Below are 20,139 nucleotides of genomic sequence, written 5' to 3'. Positions count from 1 at the left end.
TTTATGAATATTATTCAAACTGATTTCCCCGGGTTAAAAATTATAGAGCCGAAAGTCTTTGGTGATTCCCGTGGATATTTCTTCGAGAGTTATAATCAGAAAGCCTTATCCGAAGCTGGAATCCAAACAATATTTTGCCAGGACAACCAATCATCATCAAAATATGGGGTGATAAGGGGATTACATTTCCAGAAAAATCCCCATGCACAGACCAAACTGATACGTGTACTTGATGGTATTATATATGATGTGGTAGTGGATCTGCGCAAAGGTTCACCAACATTCGGCAAATGGATGGGCACAGAATTATCTGCAGATAATAAACGACAGTTGTATATTCCGGGCGGATTCGCCCATGGTTTTTCAGTGCTAAGCGAGCAGGCTACGATCATGTATAAGTGCGATCAGTTTTACCATCCCGCCTCAGAAGGTGGAATTATCTATAATGATCCGGAACTGAATATTGATTGGAAAGTAGATATGAACAGGGCCACGATTTCTGATAAGGACCGTTCATTACCGGAATTAAGTAAGATAGACAGTGATTTTACCTTTGAATAACCTTGACTATGAGTAAAATATTAGTTACGGGAGCCAACGGGCAATTAGGTAATGAACTCCGGTTATTGTCGGAAAAGCATATCCCACATCATTTCTTTTTCACTGATGTGGAAGAGTTAGATATTACTGATTATGCAGCTGTTGAACATTTTTTCCTGCAGCATCACATAGAAATAGTCATCAATTGTGCGGCTTATACAGCCGTTGATAAGGCCGAAGAAGATAAAAAAGCGGCATTTTCCATTAATGCGACAGCAGTAGAGAATCTGGCCCGGGCTTGTATTCAAAGGAAGGCAAAATTGATCCATATATCTACCGACTATGTATATGATGGCACCGCCTATCTACCGTATAAAGAGGATCATCCTACAGCGCCGGTTTCAGTATACGGACAAAGTAAACTGGCCGGAGAAACAGCCGCATTGACGGTGTCTGACTGCATCATTATACGGACATCCTGGCTATACTCCTCATTTGGGAATAACTTTGTGAAAACCATGCTACGGTTGGGAAAAGAAAGGGAAGTATTAAATGTTGTCTCCGATCAGGTAGGAACCCCCACTTATGCTGCAGATCTGGCAGCCACCATTATGGTTATTGTTGAAAAAGCTGCTGCAAACCAAATGAAACTTGGGGTCTTCAATTTTTCTAACGAAGGCGTATGTAGCTGGTACGATTTTGCTCATGAAATCATGCGGTTATCCGGATTAAAATGCATGGTGCAACCTATCGAGACAAAAGATTATCCTGCTGCTGCCACCCGGCCATATTACAGCGTCCTTAACAAAACTGCTATCAAGACGGCATACGGTATAAAGATCAATCATTGGCAGGACAGTCTGGAAAAATGCTTATCAAAATTATTGGATAAATAGCGTAAATAAACTAATGTGCGTTCGAACATAATCAATGTTCATCGAAATACCGTAAGTGATTGATTCTTCATTCTTTTTATTCCCTTTGGTCATGAGATCGGCTTCACCTAAGTTGATGCCGCAAAAAGAATCAAAAACGGCTTGACGCTAAGAACTCGGTTACTTCCTCCGGTCGTGAGGGCTTCGCCGTTCGCCTAACGGCTTTGCTCAAACAGCTTAGCGTCGATAAGGTGCCTCAGGCAATTATTTACGGGCAAAATAGCCCGGCCACTTTGCGAACGGAAAGTGATATTATCCTTATTCGGTGCATAATTAATCTTTATCCTTAAGTAGAACTTAGGTTAATATATTCCCTTTTGTATGGTCGGTTAGTACTATAATTTAACTTTATAAGCAACCCCGATAGAAAAGACCCGGGGATCCTTTCCGGAAAAATATTCATCAAAACGCAAAAAAAGATCCAAAGAAGTAGCTCTGCTCAGGCGGTAATTAGTTCCACCCTGAAACCTGGCCCTATATATCTCATTCACTATCGGATCATTTATGGTGTTAGACAGGTCACAGGATAAAAAAGGCCTCCATCGGGAACCTAAGATGTGGTATTCAAGCTCCAGTTTATTTTTCAAAATATATTTGGGGTTGACCTTGTACTCACCTTTATTTTCATTCCGGTAAGTCCTTTGCAACCTTCCCCGCCAACTTAAAATAAAGTTTCCCAAAGGTTGCTTATAGGATAAAGAAAGATAAACACGGTGTCTGCTTTCATAATAAAAATCACTATTGTACACATACATATAACAATAATACAACCCAACTTTCATTCTTCTATTGAACAGGGAATAATCCGCACCTAAAGTGGTCATGCTCCTGTTAAAACCTGTATTATTCGTTATCAGGCGTACTTCTTCTTCAACAGACAAATCTAAATTCCGTGTTATTCCTTTCTTGACTTCTACAGCCAAACAGGCTCCCCCATCCATTTCCCGCTGTTGAGCAATCACAGAGACAGAAAACAAGAGTAAAATCAAAAGTAATAAACGAAACACAATATATTGATTATTCAAAAATAAATCATGTCCACCGGGTAATATTATCGATGGTATTGATCTCATCAGAATCCGGATGGTAGTATACTTTAAGATATGCCACATCACGCAGGAAATCAATATGACCAACTTCTACTTTAATGATATCCAAACCTGTCCTCTCTTTCAGATCTTCCATTAACTCTGTTTGATTTTCAGGTTTGATCAATTGTATTTTTTCATAAAGGATGATCTTGTTGGAAGTATGTTTCAGGAACTTATTGCTTTCAAGTATCCATATAATCACGACAAAAAGAACATTAGCCGTAATTACGGATGCATAAGGTACATCCATCGACAAACCATTAACAACAGAAATCCCGATGATCACAAACAGATAGGTCATTTCCCTGATTTGTACGGTTTCCGTTCGATACCGGATCATACCGAAAATGGCAAAAAGTCCCAATGCAAAACCGATTTGCATGGGAATGCTTTGTAAAAGAAAAAGCAAAAAGAATATGGTTACCCCAAAAAGCATAAATGTAAAATAATAATCTTTCCTCCGGCTTTTCCTGTAATAAAAAAACTGAATAATGATCCAACATATCAATAAGTTGAACGCAAAACGCATCAACAACATCCAAAAATTAGTAGGATCAAAAACATCGACCCCCATAAAGGTTAATCCTTTCCCTGCCAATTCCTGTGCATATTCTGCACCAATCTCCGGATCGTAATCTGCCTGAATCATATGTGTATTATATAATTTTATTAATTAAAGTCCATCTACCTTTAAACCGGTTATATTTAACATCCGGATTGGTTAAAACCGTTCCCATACAATATTTACTAAAAGAGAACTGCTTGATACGTAACCTGTTCAATATATCCCTGAAATCAGACTGTTGCCATCCATCCTGTTTCAACTCCAGGATCATCATGTTATCAAGTATTTCCTTACATTTTGTCTGATAATTGTAAAATGATAAATGAATATCTATGGTGATGCGTTCCGTTTTACGGTCATTAACCAAAGTAATGCGTTCAAATTCATTTGCCAAAGTCGGCTTCAATCCGGAAGTCTGAAAAATCGAGTTTTCATCCAGAAAACATCTTTCATCTCCTAAATCATTCACAGAATTAATATGGGTCATATTCACCGGAACCCGCATCTTCCTCGTCCTGCCCTTATTGTTCTTATTTTTCACTTCCAAAAAAGACAGGTTAGAATCAACATAGGAACGGATCCTTACCTTTTGCCGGTTAAGCTTTCCGTTCTGATGCATGACAAACATCTCAAGGCCTGATGTATCCAGATATTGTGTGGCATAAGAAGAAATACGCTGATTATCGACCTCTTGTACCTTAAAGTATGGAAGCATTTCATCTAAAAGCTGAGGGAGAACAGATATAGAAGATACAAATTTCATATCTATCCGGTCCATCAAACGGATACCTGACATTTCATCAAGTGTGATCGATTCCATATCATTTAAGACAGTATTTATCCTGGTCAGCATTTGCTTCTATACTCTATTATTGCAGTTATTTATATGAATATTCAAAAATCTTTGTTGAAAATAATTTCCCATCAGGATTATAATTGTATTGTATTTTCTTTCTCCCGGCTTCATTATATTCATACTTCCGGATACGGTACAACTTATCTTTATCATTGTATACATTTTCCCTGATACATTTCCCGTTCTCATCGTATTCAAAAGTTACCCTTTCTCTCTGGCCATAAACAGCATACTCAATTTCTTCCAGCTTAAGCCCGTTTTCGTCCCATACTGTCAAATGATCCAACCATTGCCGCTTACCTTTACTGTCGGTATTCACTTCTTTTACTACCAGATTCTTCCTCCTGTCTCTCTTTTCTTCAGTAGTAAGGAAGGATGTTTTAATCTCACGCTGCGGCAATTGAACACTTGTGTCCGGTTGCTGTTTATGTCCTTCCGGTATATTTTTCGGCGTCTGGGCATCTATATCGAACAAAGCTATCCATAGAAGCAGCGTAACAATAGCGCAAAATATTTTCTTCATGTTATTTTATCAATCTTATACCGTTGTTATGATCACGAATCTCCTGGGTAACTCATAAATTTTACCCGTCTCATCCACCTCAATCTCCATCTTGACAGGAGATAGTTTTTCCGTATCAGGGTCTTCGGTAGGAACCCATATTTCATATTTACCGGGTAGTATCTTCTGAAAGATAAAAACCCCCTGATCACCCACACGAACATCATCAAAGTGGGTTTCCTCTCCAAAATTCTTAATGTAGACACGGGTCGATATAGCCGGCCCCTCATCTACTTTTGATCCTTTATCATAATAATGCATATAAACGGAACCTTTGATCATAGAGGTTCCATTGGCTTTCCCTGTGTGAATATATATATTTTCAACACGTTCCGTACCTGAACGGACCTTTATATCTTTACTAATAGCATCCCTACTACCATCGGCATATTCGGAATAAGCATAAACGGTATAATTTCCTTTTCTCAGATAATTAAACCTATATAAGCCATTCCTGTCGGTTTCCACATCATCACCAAAATATCCATCATCACCAAATACCAAAAAAACATCTTCCTTTATTGCAGGAACAGTATCCACAGTAAAAGAAAAATTGTCATCCCTATGAACAACATTATAGACATAACCCTCTATGGAAGAAGAACCTCCCGGTCCCTCATCTTTATTACACGAAGATATTGTGACTAAAAATAATAACAGTACATAAAAAATATTCCTCATACAAATATCATTTTGATGCTCTTTGTAAAACAAGCAAATATAAATATTTTTTTCACAGAAAGACAGGTCTGAAAAAATTGACGTAACAAACTGTATGAAAGTATATCATATTACTCATCCTGATCATTAATTGATCCAATAACTAATTAAGCACTCAGTGCTATTTATTATTTCATTAAGTCACATTGAGAAAGTTGATTACGTTCAGGAAGTATAACATTAATTGTTTTATATTACTTGTATTTTCTAAAAATACGAAAAAAAATTGTATACTTGAACAAAAAAATGATTGTATGAGCAGATCCTTGAGCAAGATAAACTTAATCATTTTCCTGATTGCTGCTGGTTCGATATTGGGTATAAAGGGACAGAATACTCCGGAAAAACTCAACGGAAGGATTATCGGGACAGCTGAATGTGTAGATTATAGTACCGGGCAACAGTCTTATACGGTCAATACAGCTGCCAATGCTTTTGACGGGGATCTGCAAAACATGTTTGCTACTTATCAGAGAAGCGGAGGATGGGCTGGAATGGATCTGGGTGAAAAACACATCATCACACAAATCGCCTATTGTCCACGACCGGAATGGGGTAAGAGACTGGTACTGGGTGTCTTTGAAGGGGCCAATCACCCCGATTTCGGTGATGCCGTACCTTTATTCATGATATCGTCACGCCCTGAGGACAACCGGATGACGGCACAAAGTATCAACTGCTCCAGAGGATTCAGGTATGTCAGGTATGTCGGACCGAATGACGTCAGGTGTAATATCGCTGAAATCGAATTCTACGGACATCCGGGACAGGGAGATGATTCAAAATTAATACAGATCACTAACCTGCCAACCATCAGCATCCATACAACCAATGCAGATGATATTGTTGAAAAGGAAAAATACCTGAAAGGAATTGTATCCGTTATATCTGAAAACGGAACCCAAATATACACCGATAGCCTCAACATCCGGGGTCGTGGAAATGCCAGTTGGAATTTTCCCAAAAAACCCTACCGGATGAAGTTATATGAAAAAGCTAGTTTACTGGGACTCCCGGCTAAAGAAAAGAACTGGACCCTGATCAATAATTATGGTGACAAAACGTTGATGAGAAACCTGTTGGCTTTTGATTTGAGCAGACGGTTGGAAATGCCCTACACACCTGCGGGAGTAGCGGTAGATGTATTATTAAACGGCGAATACAAAGGGACTTATCAACTTTGTGACCAGATTGAAGTAGCTGATAAACGTGTCGAAGTGGAAAAGATGAAAAAAACAGATACTTCCCTACCCAAACTTTCTGGAGGATATCTGATAGAAATCGACGCATATGCCTCGGGTGAAACATCAAAGTTTTACTCTAAGCTAAAAAATATCCCGGTCACCATTCAATATCCGAAAGATGATGAGATTGTAAGCGCACAAAGCAGTTATATTAAATCACACTTTGAAGCCATGGAAAGTGCATTATTTTCCAGTAATTTCAGGGATCCAAATAACGGTTACAGAAAATATCTGGATATGGAAACCTTCATCCGGCATTTCCTGGTAGGCGAAATAAGTGGAAATACAGATACCTATTGGAGCGTGTATATGTATAAACAAAGGAACGAAGATATATTCCGCTTCGGCCCGGTATGGGATTTCGATCTTGCCTACGAAAACGACAACCGGACCTTCCCTATCAACAGCAATCCGGCATGGATATATAACAGTAAAGGAAGCGCGGCAACCGGGGCAAGAGATCTGGTAAACAGGATATTCTCCGACATTTTATTCCAGAATCAGTTGCGTTCTGTATATTCCCATTACCGGGATAAAGGGATATTGTCAGAAGAAGCCCTGTTAAAGGTAGTAGATGAATATGCCGAACAAATGAACCAATCCCAAATGCTTAACTTTATGCGCTGGGATATATTGAATAAAATGGTACATCAGAACTCACAAGCTTTAGGAAGTTATCAGGCCGAAGTAAACAATGTGAAGAACTATATCAGGGAACGGATAAAATGGATGGATAAGAAATTAAATTACCAGCCTGATTCTAATCCAGACCCTAACCCGGATCCCGGTCCGACTACTTCTGCTGAAGAAAAATACGGTATCGATACGTTTGTCTGGGTAGATTACAATACTGTTTATCTTAAAGGGCTGACGGATCCTGTCAAAATCGAAGTATTTGATACCACCGGACGCCTTATTTCAAGCAAACATACTTCCGACCATCAATTTTCCGTTTCCCTGAACAGAGGACTATATCTCATTCGATCCACCAACTCATCCGGAAAACACCAGACATTTAAATGCATTGTTCCGTAAAAGGAATGATATTATTCAAGGTATTTTATCTCTATTCCCTCTGATGGCGGAACAGCATCGGGAGCAATACCCCATTGCTTGTTGGGACGATCTGCCATTTCCAGCTCAAGAACACCACCACTGACAATATCATCATGGACAAACCATGGCCGGTCCAGTGATTTTTCGTTCATTTTGGCTGATATAATGTATTTATTGCTCCATGATGATCCGGGAGCTTTGATGATAAACTTCTTCCCGTTATCCAGATGAATGGTCACCTCTTCAAATATAGGACTTCCGATATTATAGGCAGGTATTCCCGCCGACACAGGATAAAAGCCCATGGCTGAAAAAACATAAAAAGCCGTCATTCCACCTCCGTCTTCATCACCGGGGATACCCATCAGGTCATTCCTGAACCAGCTTTCCATCAGCATCCGGATTCTTTTTTGTGTTTTCCAGGGTTGTCCGGCATAATTGTACAAATAAGGTATATGAAAACTGGGTTCATTTCCCATGACAAATTGCCCGACATTTCCGGTGGCATCAGGCTGCACTGCATAATACTGCCATTTCGATATTTTCAGGTCTTCGACAAACAACCGGTCCAATTTATCGATAAAAGGCTGACGGCCTCCGAAAAGATCGATCAGATCAGCAATATTGTGGTGTACATCCCATATATATGTCCAGGCGTTATTTTCATCATAGTAGGCCCTGGATCCGATCCCTCCCGAGAAAATATAATCAAAAGGCTCTATGAACTTTCCATGTTTGTCTTTAGGATGGAAAAAACCTGTTTCCTTATTGAAAAGATGGCGATAATTAAACGCCCGTTTGATGAAGAAGTTATAATCCTCCTTTTTTCCAAGATGTTTTGCCATTTGTGCAATACTCCAATCATCATACGAAGCAGCCTGTGTCACTGCAACGGCATTGCGTTGTTCAAAAGCATCGACAAGTGCCACTGTCTCTTTTTCATCAGGATGTAATGCCGGAAACCAGCCGTTTTTATGGTAAAAATCATCCAGTTCTGTTTTAGGCGCCCTTCTCCAGGGTATCATGGTTTCGGTCATCACCGTATTTTTCATTCCTTCGAATGCTTTTTCCAGGTCAAATTTAATTCCTTTGTTCCACGCATCAATAAACATGACTGCAGCATGATTACCATTCATACAATGCGCATCTCCAAAAACACCTGGAAAAGTAGGCATCCACTTCTCAGGAGATTGTTCGCACATACGGATATAGGAAGTCATCTTTTCCGCTTGATCAGCCGGATTTAAAATCGTTTGCAAAGGATGTAACGCATGGTAGTTATCCCAGATCCAATCATCTGTCCAGAAAGCAATCCCTTCGTCATCATGTACTTTTCCATCAAAACCGTTATAGTATTTACCATCTTCAGATATGTGTATCATCCGTTCATGGGCGCGGTACAAAGCGGTGTAAAAAGTTGTTTTCTGATCTTCCGTACCTCCTTTCACTTCTATTTTTCCAAGTGTTTTGTTCCATACTGAACGGGCCTGCTGGGCCAGGTTCGCTACATCATAATCCCGGATCTCCTTTTCAAGGTTCTTTTTTGCCTGCTCAACACTGATATAGGATATCCCATACCTTAATTTCACGGTTGTTACCTCATCGGAAAAACGGGCATAAGGAACAGAACGGTTTCCTGCCTCTACCTTTCCCGTTTCCACCGGCGATTGTTCAAATTCAAGATAGAAATAATGTTTGGTACCCCTGTAATTTTCATATCCGGTCATTACATTTTTTTCAATACTAAGCTCCCCGTTACGCACCGTACGAAGCATCACATACCGGGGACCTTCCTTTTCATAGGTAAAAGTATAGATGGCCGATTTCGAAGCCGGCGCAAAATCTACATAAATATCAAAATCATCCAGTAAGACAGAGTAACGGTATGGCGTAGATATCTCCTGATCATAACGATACTGGATATTGACCGGCAACGGATCGGAAGAACCGCAAAAAGGCATCAGATGCAAAACATCTCCCTGCCTGTGTGAAGGAACATTCAACGGTAAACCCGGCATACGGTCAGTCACAAATTCCGTATGAGGCGGGATCATGCGCAACATACTATTGGGTAAATGCGTGGTCGGAAAAGTAGGTACCAGCAAAATACTTATATTGCCTATTCGGGTATTTACATAGTCGACAAGTTCTTTTTCCGTAGTTTTATTTACCGTACACCCAACCAGGCAAAACAGAAGGATGAACACAAAAAAATTATTTTTCATATAATCTCAGTTAAAATAATAAAATAAAGTATTGGCCTCTCTTATTTTTAATCCTGGTCAGGATTAAAATCCCATCCTGCCAAAGATACAAAATATCTTAAGAATTCGCCTATTTTCCTGTTGCTGCTATATAAATAATAACAACGTGGATAATAATGTCAGTACATACACGACTAACCTGTAATTTTTCTCTGAAATTTTTCTCACGAAAACAATTCCCATCCAGGCGCCCACCGCAATAAAAGGTAAGACAGTCAGGTTAAACAATAAACTATCGGCGGAAATATTGTGCCAAACAAAATACTGAAGAGGAAGTTTCAGGTAGTTCACAATTAAAAAAAACCAGGCAGCTGTTCCTACAAAAGATTTTTTTGGTAACCGTACTGAAAGAAGAAAAACAGACATAATAGGCCCTGCTGCATTTCCAATCATGGTTGAAAAGCCTCCTGCTATTCCGAATAAAGCGGTAAACCACCAGGTCGAAGGGATCACTGCATCTCTGCGATGACGGTCGTTCCAAAGCATCACCACCAGCCCTGAAAGGATACATATCCCGATAAGTATTTTAAACCCTTTTTCCGGTATCAAGTGGTCTGTAAATATAGCCAGGGCAAATCCGGCCAGTGCCCACGGAAGCAACCGGATGATGTATTTCCATTCCGCATTGCGCCGATAATAAATCACAGCAAATAAGTCCGCTGCACAAAGCATTGGAAGCAACACCCCTGTAGAAAGTCTTGCACCAAATATCAGGGCCAATACCGGAACAACAACGGTTCCCAGTCCATTGATCCCTGTCTTGGACATGCCGATACACAATCCACAAAATATGATTACCCCCCATTGCCATAATGAGAACTGATAGGGAAAAAGATAATCCAATAAATCCAATTATACCGGGAATATACAGGTAATTACCAATTTTCTATTCTGGAATCAGGAGTACCTAACAAGGCCAGTTGTTGTCTCAACCGGGATATCTCCAGCTGCATTTCATCCATTTTCAGCAATAAATGCCTGATCGTATCTATTCCTTCAATATTGATGGATAAGTCGTAATGCCAGCGAACATACCGGTTCAGATCGGGTATTTGATCTGTCAGGATATAGGACACACCTTCTACGATCTGCAATTCGATGAGCCCTTCATCTGCAAGAAGCTCGATAAAAGAAGATTCCACATGGAACTCCTGACAATACTCACTAGCTATGATTAAATCGGTTTGCATAACTTAAGAAGGTTTTTGTTAAGACTTGGATAATTGGGCAAAGAGTTCTTTCTGTTTGTCGGTCAATCCTGTCGGGATTTTGATAGAAAAAGTGACAATCAGATCCCCGAATTGTCCTTCTTTCCTGTATACAGGAAACCCTTTCCCTTTAAGCCGTACCTTTGTTCCGTTCTGGGTTTCAGGCTTCACCTTCACTTTCACTTTTCCCTGCAGGGTATCCACCGTCTGTTCCCCTCCCAGCACCGCAGTATAAAGGTCAAGCGGCGCATCTACATACAAGTCGTCCCCGGCCCGCTTAAATTCCCGATCTTCTGCAATCACAAACGTTATATAGAGGTCTCCTGCCTGTCCGCCATTGGCGCCCGGAGCTCCCTGCCCGGCCAACCTGATGACCTGCCCGTTGGTAATCCCGGCAGGCACGGTAATACGTATTTTTCTACCGTTCACTTCCAATGTCTGCTTATGGGTAGTTGCTGCATCCCGGAAAGCCAGATGCAATTCGGCATTATAATCCTGCCCCCTGAAAGAGTTACTCCGGTGACTGCTTCTACCGGATCCCCTGTTTCCAAACAAAGACTCAAAGAAATCGGAAAATCCGTCGGCACCCATTCCTGAAAAATCCCCGGTAGACCAAAAATCTCCTCCCCCACCCGGCTGGGAATAAGACTGCTGGCGACGTGCTTCCTCATACTGGTCAGCATGTTTCCAGTTCTCTCCATACTGGTCGTACTTTTTCCTTTTTTCAGGATCACTTAATACTTCATTCGCCTCATTAATGGCCTGAAATTTTTTATCCGCTTCCGGATCATTGGGGTTCATGTCCGGATGGTGCTTTCTGGCCAGTTTCCTGTATGCCTTCTTTATATCGCTTTCCGAAGCATTTTTATCGAGACCCAATACCTTGTAATAATCTATAAAAGCCATAGTATAAAATTATGACACATTCATCTCTGGTTATGCATCCTTATTTTAGGTTGCTGAAACAAAGATATTCATTTTATATTTTTGAAAGACAAATTCCATAAAAATATTCCTTACCTGATATGATCAGTGCTCAATCACAGCAAGTTTATAGTATTCATGATAAAGACAGACCGAAAAAGTCCAATGTTCCGGGTTCAAAGTTCAAAGTTCACGCTACCCCCTTCCAGATCAGCATGAGGCCAGGATTTTTCACATAACATTCTAACACACCATGGCGACCGTATTTGTTTTAAGGCTGATACACCGTTGTACGGGTTCCATCCCATGCTACAGCCACGATTTTCGTTGCGCCGGCCGGATAAGGCACTTTAGTGGATGAATTATCAGTGGTCCCTGTTCCGGCCATTGTGATCCTTACCACCTCTTCACCGGCATAGGTTTCATAAACTACGGCGTTTTTCCACGTATGATGAGAGACGACCCGTGATGTACCCGAACCATTTATCCCCTGATTAATAACACCTTGTACCGGTAATCTGTTTTCATATATTTTAATGGTATTGCCACTAATATAATTGATGATCCCATCCGGTTTTTGCCACCCGTTGTCACGGACATATTTCACCACTTCATCACACATGGCCTGGGTAATTTTCAGGTTTTGTTTTCCATAATCATCAATTTCCACGTCAATCGGCTTCAACATACCTGCTTTTTCAAAAAAATCAATCAGGTCGGTTTTCGTATATTTACAGGCACGTTTCATAAAATTGATCTGATGCTGACCATTTGTAAAGCCGGCATCATTTGTAGTGCGTGTTTCTTCACAAATATCCCCAAACCAGTCAGGACGGTACCATGGAGCTTCTTTTGCCACTTTAAAATACAGGTTCAGCTGCCACATCGGAACCAGTTTGACAAAATGATCGCTTGTTCCGTCCTGACCCTGCTGGAACAACCAGTTATTACCTTTGAGGACTCCATAATGAAGATGGGAATTGAATCTGCCTCCAATCACCTTCTCTCCCCCTTCAATATCCAGGCAATTTTCATGTTCCAGCCTCAGGTGAAGGGTTGCATATTTTGATGTCAACAAGTATTGGATATAAGAAGAATAGATATTATTGGTACACTCGGCAGTTCCGACCCATTTCAAACCCGGCCTTATCTGGTTTACATGGCCATATTCATGCGCAATACCCCAACTATTATCTCCGGTTACAATAACATCCGGATTTCCGACACTGTTCATGGTATTGTTGTGAAATGCCGCTCCCAATCCGTCTGCATGCATGTAACCGCTGGGCATATTTCTTCCGAGCATATGATTTTTGGGAACTTTCTGGTACTTGAATAATCCCATTTGTTCGAACTCTATTTCTATGATCTCGTCATATAATTGGATCAGCCTCATCCCATCCCTCGGACAATTGGTTTTCAATGAAGGAATATGAAATACACAATTGGTATAATTACCCACGATATCGAGGTGGTCACCTGCCGCGTCATTCAGTATGACCTGCCATTCTTCAGCGGTATGTTTGTTACGGTCGAAATAACCGTTGATCTTCCCTCCGGCAATATGTATTTTGACGGGTAAAGCAGTTTTATAATTCCCGGTAAAATAACTGATATAGGCTTGTCCAGTGGAAGTAGGTTTGATCTGGTTCATCCCCGTCTTCAGCAGATAATTCCCTGTCTGGTCGGTAGTCCAATTCCGCGAGATCAGGCTGACTTTCTCTCCCCGGGTATCATCAACAAATACATACATCTCTTTCCCCTCTTCCATCCATATACCTGTCGGATTTTCATATTTATTGTATTCACTGGTTTTAAATTCTTTGGCCAGATCGGCAACCGGACGATAGGCTTCGTAATCCTGGATACGGAACGGAGAATAGTTCCCGGCTAATAACTGAAGCGCTAGGTTTTTGAAAAAAGGCGGTATCTCGGAATCATTTAATATATCTGACTCTGTTATTCCCGGTTTTATTCCGGAAAAAAGATGATCCGTAAAAATATGGCTCAGGTCAAGACTTAACGGGTTGTTCCTGTAGAATTCCATTTCCGCACAACTGGCAAAGCCGTTTTCATTGTCACCCGTACCCGAAAGTACTTCAAATTTAATAGCTGTCGGATTTTCCAATGCAGGGCTAAAAGTAATGTCTGTTGGTGAAGCACTTCCGGAAAAGTCATATTGTCCGTAAAGTTCCCAATCTGCTGCTGCATCACGGTTCGGATTTTCTTTATAGGATATATACAGGTTAAATTCTTTGAAATTTCCATTAGAGCCGCCGTCAGAGCGTGGATAATAAATCAGGTAGTCCATCTCACCTGCATTTTCAAAATAAAATACGGCAGTAATAGGCCATGTCGAAGTACCCCATGTAGAATGCCATATCGTTTCCATATCGCCATCAATGGCCTTCGTTACCGGATCCTGTCCATGTGCTGAGCTGGCCCACGCATTCTTCACAGGTATTTTGATATCACCTTGTAATGATGGATCCGGTTCCGAACCGTAAGATTTTTGCTGTACCTTTACCGTGGCCGTTATTTCCCCATCGGTTTGAATAAAATCAATGGTTGTTTCACGTAATGCTCCGGTATAATTAGGGGTACATTCGAAATAATGAGTTTTGTCCGTGAGGCCAGAAGTTTTTCTATCAGGAACATTCACTTCCTTCAGCCAATCAACATCATCATCGATCACTACTTTGTAGGCTACATTGCTGGAGACCAACAATTCATAAGTATTTTTTTCATAATCCATTTGAAGCACAGATATAGAAGGAATAATCCCGGCAGCAAGCCCGAACTGCGTGATATCTACGTTTTCGGAAAGGCCTCCCGAAGTAATGGTAACTGTTGTTTTCCGGATATCATCCCCTGTATGCTCCCTGGCGGTTATTGATAATAAATTATCCGATCCGGATGATGATAGCCATTCTTTCGCTTCGTTGGGAATACCGGCAGACCATTCATTATTGGCAACAATAACCACGGTTTTTGTTTCACCTTTTTGCACAAAAGAAACAGCAGTTGGTTCCACTTCAAGAACCGGCGGACGATCTTCGTTGGTTTTTGAACATTGGGTAGATGAAAGAAGCACAGATAACAGGAAAAGTCCCAGTATTTTTTTTATTACATTTCTCATAATGCTGATATTTAAATAATTGAAAACTGACAATGGGAAATTAAAAATTGGTATAATCAATATAATTATGCGGCAATGTATATATATTATTGATTTCACAAAATGATAAATCCCCATTCCGGATCAAAGGCCGGTATATCAGTAGTTATTCGAGGATATGATTTTTAATGATTGATTTTCAAAAGGATATTTTCTCCTCCTTTCACTGGATTTTCAAGCAGTCTTCCATATTTTCACCATGATCACATGTTTCATGAATGAAATATCCTCCCTGGCTTTAATTGCTGGTTTTACCAGATATTTCAGATTCCAATAACGCTACTTACAGAACCAGGTTGGTCGATATCATATAGATTCGCCGGAGTACGATTATATCCCTGTTTATCATTAGGTACGGAAATTCCGGATGTGGCACGGGTATGATGAGTATTGGCCTGTTGACACAATACACCAGGTATACTGTATAATATTCCCGCCAGCATGATCCATTTCATCCAATTGCTGATTTTCCGGTAATCATTACTGTCATTGGCTTTGCATACGTTCCGGTTTACCCAGAGAAGGGGGAAAATGATAAGTACAAGCAGGTAAAAAAAGGATAAATAATTAAAAGTACCATCTGGATCGTATCTTAGGAATTTCCAGAAAACATATCCGAGCGTAACCACCATCACCATATTGATAGAGATAATGATCCATTTGGTAGCAGATGTTCCCAACACAATGGAAACAGAGCGGCAACCATACGCTTTGTCGCCTTCGAAATCCTCCGTATCCTTGACAATCTCCCGGGATAGCGTACTCAGAAATGCAAAAATAGAAAATCCGAATATCCAGAAAATAACCATGTTCAGATTGGTACCGGCATCTAATAATTCCTGACGATAAACACGATTCAGCGAAGGAATATCCAATAGCACCATCATCGGCACCAACGATGTAAACAATGAAACGATCAAATTACCGATCAGGAATTGCCGTTTGTAAATAAACGAATATAACCAAAGCATTCCGGCAACAACGATAAACAAGATCACTAATTGGGGAACTCCTGCCCGCCATGTAACATAGCCACCCAATACAATACCGGCTATACAAAAGATAATGTGGATCATCATCACCCTTCTCCTGTTGATACTTTTTCCCACGATTACTTTGTCAGGACGGTTAATCATGTCCGTTTTCACATCAAAATAATCGTTAATGGCATATCCGGCTGCAGCAGTACATATAGTAGCTACAACAAGACAAAAAAAAGTAAAATCACTCAATTGGAATTCAAATCCGTACTGCCGGATCAAAGGCTGTACAACAGCATACCGCATCATATATTCCGTGAATGCGATGATCAACAAGTTAGGAAGACGGATTAAAGTAAGAAAAGGACGCATGAGACTGGATTTTAAGCACTCAGTGCTATTTATTGTTTTCCTTAAGTCACATTGATCAAAGGGATTACACCCAGCAAATATGACATTAAATTTTTTATATTACTTATAATATGAAGCAGATCATCGGCATCATGATCTTATCTGTCCGTTTCCTCTGACTACCCATTTATAACTGGTTAGTTCTTTCAATCCCATGGGTCCGCGTGCGTGGAGCTTTTGTGTACTGATCCCGATCTCCGCTCCCATCCCGAATTGGGCTCCGTCTGTAAAAGCGGTAGAAACATTATTGTATACAGCCGCCGCATCTACCCGGTTCAGGAAAAGTTCAATATTCTGGGCATCCTCACTGATGATGGCTTCACTATGCCTGGAACTGTAACGTTCGATATGCTCAAGCGCTTCTTCAATATTATCGACTGTCTTTACGGACATTTTATAATCAAGAAACTCCGTTCCGAACGAATTTTCATCGGCAGGGTGCAATAAATCAGCAGGATAACGTCCTTTTAACATCTGGTAAGATCGTTCATCCGCGTAGATCATGACATGTGCATCTGCCAATGGGTTCAGTAAATATGGCAGATCGGTCAGTTTTTTACTATGTATGATCAGACAATCCAAAGCATTACATACGCTCACCCTCCGGGTCTTTGCATTGTTGATGATGGCAGAACCTTTGTCGCGGTTACCCGTTTTGTCAAAATACGTATGTACGATCCCTGCACCTGTTTCTATGACCGGCACTTTGGCATTTTCACAAACAAAATCAATCAGTCCCTGGCTGCCTCTTGGTATGACAATATCCACCGATCCCCGGGCATTTAATAATGCAAAGGTCGCATCACGTTCAGGAGGTAACAAGGCGATCATATCAGGGCTGATGTTAAAATGATCCAATGCCTGATGTATCAGCGTAACAATCGCTTCATTAGAATTCTGGGCATCACTGCCTCCTTTCAGAATGCAGGCATTGCCGGATTTAATGCATAATGAAAAAACATCACAGGTAACATTCGGGCGCGCCTCATAGATGATCCCGATCACACCAATGGGTACTGATATTTTCTGAATCTGTAAACCATTAGGTCTTATTGTTTCTTCAAGTATCCGGTTCAGGGGTGAAGGTAACAGGGCAACATTCCGCATGTCGCCGGCAATATCCGTGATGCGTCTGTCCGTAAGTTTTAACCGGTCATATTTAGGATCGGTTTTTTCCATTTTATCCAGGTCCTTCTGGTTGGCATCCAATAAATCCTGTACATTTTTCTCCAGCAAATCTGCAAGATATACCAATAAGTCGTTGACTTTATCAGATTCCTGAAAAGAACGGGAAGCCTGTTTAACTTTGGAAAAAATAATAGAATAATCCATATGGTTCAATCTTTAATCGATATTTAGGTGAGCTCAAAAATACATTAAATTGAGGCAATATTATCCTGCCTGTTCTTTACCCAGTTTCATGGTGAATGCGATTCTACTGCGCGACATATCAACATCCAGCACTTTTACCTTTACCTGTTGATTTAGCTTCACCACTTCCGACGGGTGTGATACATATTTATCCGCCAACTGGGAAATATGCACCAGACCGTCCTGTTTTACACCAACATCGACAAAGCATCCGAAATTGGTAATGTTGGTGACAATCCCGGGCAATATCATGCCGGGTTTCAGGTCTTCAAGACGATGTACGTCCTGTGCAAATTCAAATACTTTTGCCTGTGACCGGGGATCGAGACCGGGTTTGGCCAATTCTTTCATGATATCGTTCAGGGTAGGTAATCCTACGGTATCTGAGATATATTTCTCCGGACGTATCTGTTTCCTAAGGTGCTCTTCTTTTAACAATTCATGGACCGAAGTGTTCAGGTCTTTTGCCATTTGTTCAACGATATGATAACTTTCCGGATGGACGGCACTATTGTCCAGCGGATTCTCTGCTTGGGGAATACGGAGGAATCCGGCACATTGCTCAAATGCCTTATCGCCCATTCTGGCTACCTTTTTTAATGCCTTTCTGGATGGGAACGGTCCGTTTTCCTTCCGGTAATTGATGATATTCTGTGCCAGTTGTGGCCCTAATCCGGATACATAGACCAATAAATGCTTACTGGATGTATTGAGATTCACACCTACCAGGTTGACACAACTTTCCACGACCGTATCCAGACTTTTTTTGAGTTTATTCTGGTCCACATCATGTTGGTACTGCCCCACCCCGATCGATTTCGGATCGATTTTTACCAATTCGGCCAACGGGTCCATCAAACGACGGCCAATGGACACGGCTCCACGCACGGTTACATCGTATTCGGGAAATTCTTCCCTGGCTACAGCCGAAGCGGAATAGATAGACGCCCCGCTTTCATTGACGATAAAGACCTGTATGTTACGGTCAAAAGCCATACTCTGGATAAAACGTTCGGTTTCACGTCCGGCAGTACCGTTACCGATAGCGATGGCTTCGATCTTATAAGCACCAACCAGAGACATGATCTTCCGTTTGGCAGCAACGATCTCACTCTGTGGCTGGTGAGGATATATGGTTTCGTTGTGTAATAAGTTACCCTGGGCATCCAGGCAAACGACCTTACATCCTGTACGGAATCCGGGATCGATGGCCAGAACATTCTTTTGTCCCAATGGGGAAGCCAGCAACAACTGACGTAGGTTATCCGCAAAAACAGTGATGGATTCATCATCCGCTTTTTCTTTGGCCAGGGCCTCAAACTCCGTTTCAATAGAGGGGCAGAGCAACCGTTTATATCCGTCTTTTACAGCGTCTTTTACTTCATCAGACGCTTCTGTCCGGCCTTTTACAAATATTTTATTCAGGATATCCAATGCTTTTTCTTCATCAGGTTCTATACTGATCCGGAGAAAAGCCTCATCCTTACCTCTCAGCATGGCCAGCAAACGGTGTGACGGACAACGGCGCAAAGGTTCGGAAAAATCAAAATAATCACGGTATTTTTCTCCATCGCTCTCCTTGTTCTTGATCACTTTGGAATAAATGACGGCATCCCTGGAAAATAATTTACGGATAGCATCACGGGCATGAATATTTTCGTTCATTTGTTCCGCAATGATATCCCGGGCCCCTTGCAATGCATCTTCAACAGTTTCCACCTGGTCATTCAGGAATTTCTGCGCAATGGCTTCCACATCATTATCCGTCTGTTTCATCAACCGGAGGGCCAAAGGTTCCAGTCCGTGCTCCCGGGCAATGGAAGCGCGGGTTTTCCGCTTGGGTTTATAAGGAAGGTAGAGGTCTTCAAGTTCCGAAAGGCTTTCAGCCGCTTCTATCTTTGATTTCAATTCGCCGGTAAGTTTACCCTGTTCCTCAATCGACCGGAGGATCGCTTCCCGGCGTTTGTCGGTCTCCAGCAACTTTTCATAACGGGACTTGATCGCTGCGATCTGGACTTCATCAAGGCTTCCGGTAGCCTCTTTACGGTAACGGCTGATAAATGGGACTGTCGCTCCGTCTGCCAGTAATTCCAGCGTATTACGTACCTGATTTTCCTGTAATCCTAATTCTTTTGAAATAACTAAAATATGTGATTCCTTCATTTTCCCGATTCTTTTGAAATGCAAAATAAACCAAAAACAGGTAACGAAACAATTATCTTGAACATCTAATT

General features: G+C 41.1%; 16 protein-coding genes. 3 read left to right on the top strand and 13 right to left on the bottom strand.

Translation table 11 applies throughout. From position 1 onward, the window contains the following. Positions 1 to 3 precede the first annotated feature (3 nt). Together rfbC and rfbD are read left to right on the top strand one after the other, a co-directional pair. Positions 4 to 561, top strand: coding sequence for a dTDP-4-dehydrorhamnose 3,5-epimerase (gene rfbC, locus LBQ60_17070; GenBank protein MDR2039633.1), 558 nt, complete (start codon positions 4 to 6; stop codon positions 559 to 561). Between the two features lie 8 nt (positions 562 to 569). Then, complete coding sequence (rfbD, locus tag LBQ60_17065; GenBank protein MDR2039632.1) at positions 570 to 1,436, top strand: dTDP-4-dehydrorhamnose reductase; 867 nt, start codon at positions 570 to 572, stop codon at positions 1,434 to 1,436. A gap of 374 nt (positions 1,437 to 1,810) precedes the next feature. On the opposite strand, the gene LBQ60_17060 is transcribed toward rfbD, so the two are convergent. From LBQ60_17060 to LBQ60_17040, 5 genes are read right to left on the bottom strand one after another with little or no spacing between them, the layout of a single operon-like run. Next, complete coding sequence (locus LBQ60_17060) at positions 1,811 to 2,482, bottom strand: DUF2490 domain-containing protein (protein ID MDR2039631.1); 672 nt, start codon at positions 2,480 to 2,482, stop codon at positions 1,811 to 1,813. 25 nt (positions 2,483 to 2,507) lie between these two features. After that, a complete protein-coding gene (locus LBQ60_17055) occupies positions 2,508 to 3,215 on the bottom strand; it encodes a DUF4956 domain-containing protein (protein MDR2039630.1) in 708 nt (235 codons plus the stop codon). 7 nt (positions 3,216 to 3,222) lie between these two features. Beyond that, the gene (locus LBQ60_17050; protein MDR2039629.1) at positions 3,223 to 3,951 is read right to left on the bottom strand and encodes a polyphosphate polymerase domain-containing protein; all 729 of its coding nucleotides are present in this window, start codon (positions 3,949 to 3,951) and stop codon (positions 3,223 to 3,225) included. A 58-nt stretch (positions 3,952 to 4,009) separates the two neighbouring features. After that, on the bottom strand, positions 4,010 to 4,510 hold the full coding sequence (locus LBQ60_17045; protein ID MDR2039628.1) for a hypothetical protein: 501 nt from the start codon (positions 4,508 to 4,510) through the stop codon (positions 4,010 to 4,012). A gap of 15 nt (positions 4,511 to 4,525) precedes the next feature. After that, on the bottom strand, positions 4,526 to 5,230 hold the full coding sequence (locus LBQ60_17040) for a carboxypeptidase-like regulatory domain-containing protein (protein MDR2039627.1): 705 nt from the start codon (positions 5,228 to 5,230) through the stop codon (positions 4,526 to 4,528). A 293-nt stretch (positions 5,231 to 5,523) separates the two neighbouring features. Between LBQ60_17040 and LBQ60_17035 the strand changes: the two genes are divergently transcribed. Next, the gene (locus LBQ60_17035; protein MDR2039626.1) at positions 5,524 to 7,548 is read left to right on the top strand and encodes a CotH kinase family protein; all 2,025 of its coding nucleotides are present in this window, start codon (positions 5,524 to 5,526) and stop codon (positions 7,546 to 7,548) included. Between the two features lie 11 nt (positions 7,549 to 7,559). Here the strand turns inward: LBQ60_17035 and LBQ60_17030 are convergent, their stop codons facing one another. The 8 genes from LBQ60_17030 to LBQ60_16995 form a co-directional block, all read right to left on the bottom strand. Then, positions 7,560 to 9,794, bottom strand: coding sequence for a GH92 family glycosyl hydrolase (locus LBQ60_17030; GenBank protein ID MDR2039625.1), 2,235 nt, complete (start codon positions 9,792 to 9,794; stop codon positions 7,560 to 7,562). A gap of 126 nt (positions 9,795 to 9,920) precedes the next feature. Beyond that, positions 9,921 to 10,676, bottom strand: coding sequence for a sulfite exporter TauE/SafE family protein (locus tag LBQ60_17025; protein MDR2039624.1), 756 nt, complete (start codon positions 10,674 to 10,676; stop codon positions 9,921 to 9,923). 32 nt (positions 10,677 to 10,708) lie between these two features. Then, the gene (locus tag LBQ60_17020) at positions 10,709 to 11,023 is read right to left on the bottom strand and encodes a chaperone modulator CbpM (GenBank protein ID MDR2039623.1); all 315 of its coding nucleotides are present in this window, start codon (positions 11,021 to 11,023) and stop codon (positions 10,709 to 10,711) included. Positions 11,024 to 11,041: 18 nt separating this feature from the next. Further along, on the bottom strand, positions 11,042 to 11,947 hold the full coding sequence (locus tag LBQ60_17015) for a J domain-containing protein (protein ID MDR2039622.1): 906 nt from the start codon (positions 11,945 to 11,947) through the stop codon (positions 11,042 to 11,044). Between the two features lie 289 nt (positions 11,948 to 12,236). Continuing rightward, entirely contained in the window at positions 12,237 to 15,104 is a 2,868-nt protein-coding gene (locus tag LBQ60_17010) for a M60 family metallopeptidase (protein MDR2039621.1), read from the bottom strand. 302 nt (positions 15,105 to 15,406) lie between these two features. Beyond that, entirely contained in the window at positions 15,407 to 16,495 is a 1,089-nt protein-coding gene (locus tag LBQ60_17005; protein ID MDR2039620.1) for a geranylgeranylglycerol-phosphate geranylgeranyltransferase, read from the bottom strand. A gap of 129 nt (positions 16,496 to 16,624) precedes the next feature. Further along, entirely contained in the window at positions 16,625 to 17,866 is a 1,242-nt protein-coding gene (locus LBQ60_17000) for a glutamate-5-semialdehyde dehydrogenase (GenBank protein MDR2039619.1), read from the bottom strand. A gap of 60 nt (positions 17,867 to 17,926) precedes the next feature. Next, on the bottom strand, positions 17,927 to 20,068 hold the full coding sequence (locus tag LBQ60_16995; GenBank protein MDR2039618.1) for an RNA-binding transcriptional accessory protein: 2,142 nt from the start codon (positions 20,066 to 20,068) through the stop codon (positions 17,927 to 17,929). Positions 20,069 to 20,139: the final 71 nt, after the last annotated feature.

The organism is Bacteroidales bacterium (genome assembly GCA_031275285.1).
Lineage (GTDB): Bacteria > Bacteroidota > Bacteroidia > Bacteroidales > UBA4181 > JAIRLS01.
The sequence above is the reverse complement of the archived record's forward strand: the minus strand, read 5'-3'. Positions and strand labels throughout refer to the sequence as shown.

Bases quoted from the DNA above. Each gene is read 5' to 3' on its own strand.
- LBQ60_17050 (MDR2039629.1), bottom strand. From the start codon at position 3,951: ATGGAATCGATCACACTTGATGAAATGTCAGGTATCCGTTTGATGGAC.
- LBQ60_17020 (MDR2039623.1), bottom strand. From the start codon at position 11,023: ATGCAAACCGATTTAATCATAGCTAGTGAGTATTGTCAGGAGTTCCAT.
- LBQ60_17005 (MDR2039620.1), bottom strand. From the start codon at position 16,495: ATGCGTCCTTTTCTTACTTTAATCCGTCTTCCTAACTTGTTGATCATC.
- rfbD (MDR2039632.1), top strand. From the start codon at position 570: ATGAGTAAAATATTAGTTACGGGAGCCAACGGGCAATTAGGTAATGAA.
- LBQ60_16995 (MDR2039618.1), bottom strand. From the start codon at position 20,068: ATGAAGGAATCACATATTTTAGTTATTTCAAAAGAATTAGGATTACAG.
- LBQ60_17040 (MDR2039627.1), bottom strand. From the start codon at position 5,230: ATGAGGAATATTTTTTATGTACTGTTATTATTTTTAGTCACAATATCT.
- rfbC (MDR2039633.1), top strand. From the start codon at position 4: ATGAATATTATTCAAACTGATTTCCCCGGGTTAAAAATTATAGAGCCG.
- LBQ60_17045 (MDR2039628.1), bottom strand. From the start codon at position 4,510: ATGAAGAAAATATTTTGCGCTATTGTTACGCTGCTTCTATGGATAGCT.
- LBQ60_17000 (MDR2039619.1), bottom strand. From the start codon at position 17,866: ATGGATTATTCTATTATTTTTTCCAAAGTTAAACAGGCTTCCCGTTCT.
- LBQ60_17035 (MDR2039626.1), top strand. From the start codon at position 5,524: ATGAGCAGATCCTTGAGCAAGATAAACTTAATCATTTTCCTGATTGCT.
- LBQ60_17030 (MDR2039625.1), bottom strand. From the start codon at position 9,794: ATGAAAAATAATTTTTTTGTGTTCATCCTTCTGTTTTGCCTGGTTGGG.
- LBQ60_17010 (MDR2039621.1), bottom strand. From the start codon at position 15,104: ATGAGAAATGTAATAAAAAAAATACTGGGACTTTTCCTGTTATCTGTG.
- LBQ60_17055 (MDR2039630.1), bottom strand. From the start codon at position 3,215: ATGATTCAGGCAGATTACGATCCGGAGATTGGTGCAGAATATGCACAG.
- LBQ60_17015 (MDR2039622.1), bottom strand. From the start codon at position 11,947: ATGGCTTTTATAGATTATTACAAGGTATTGGGTCTCGATAAAAATGCT.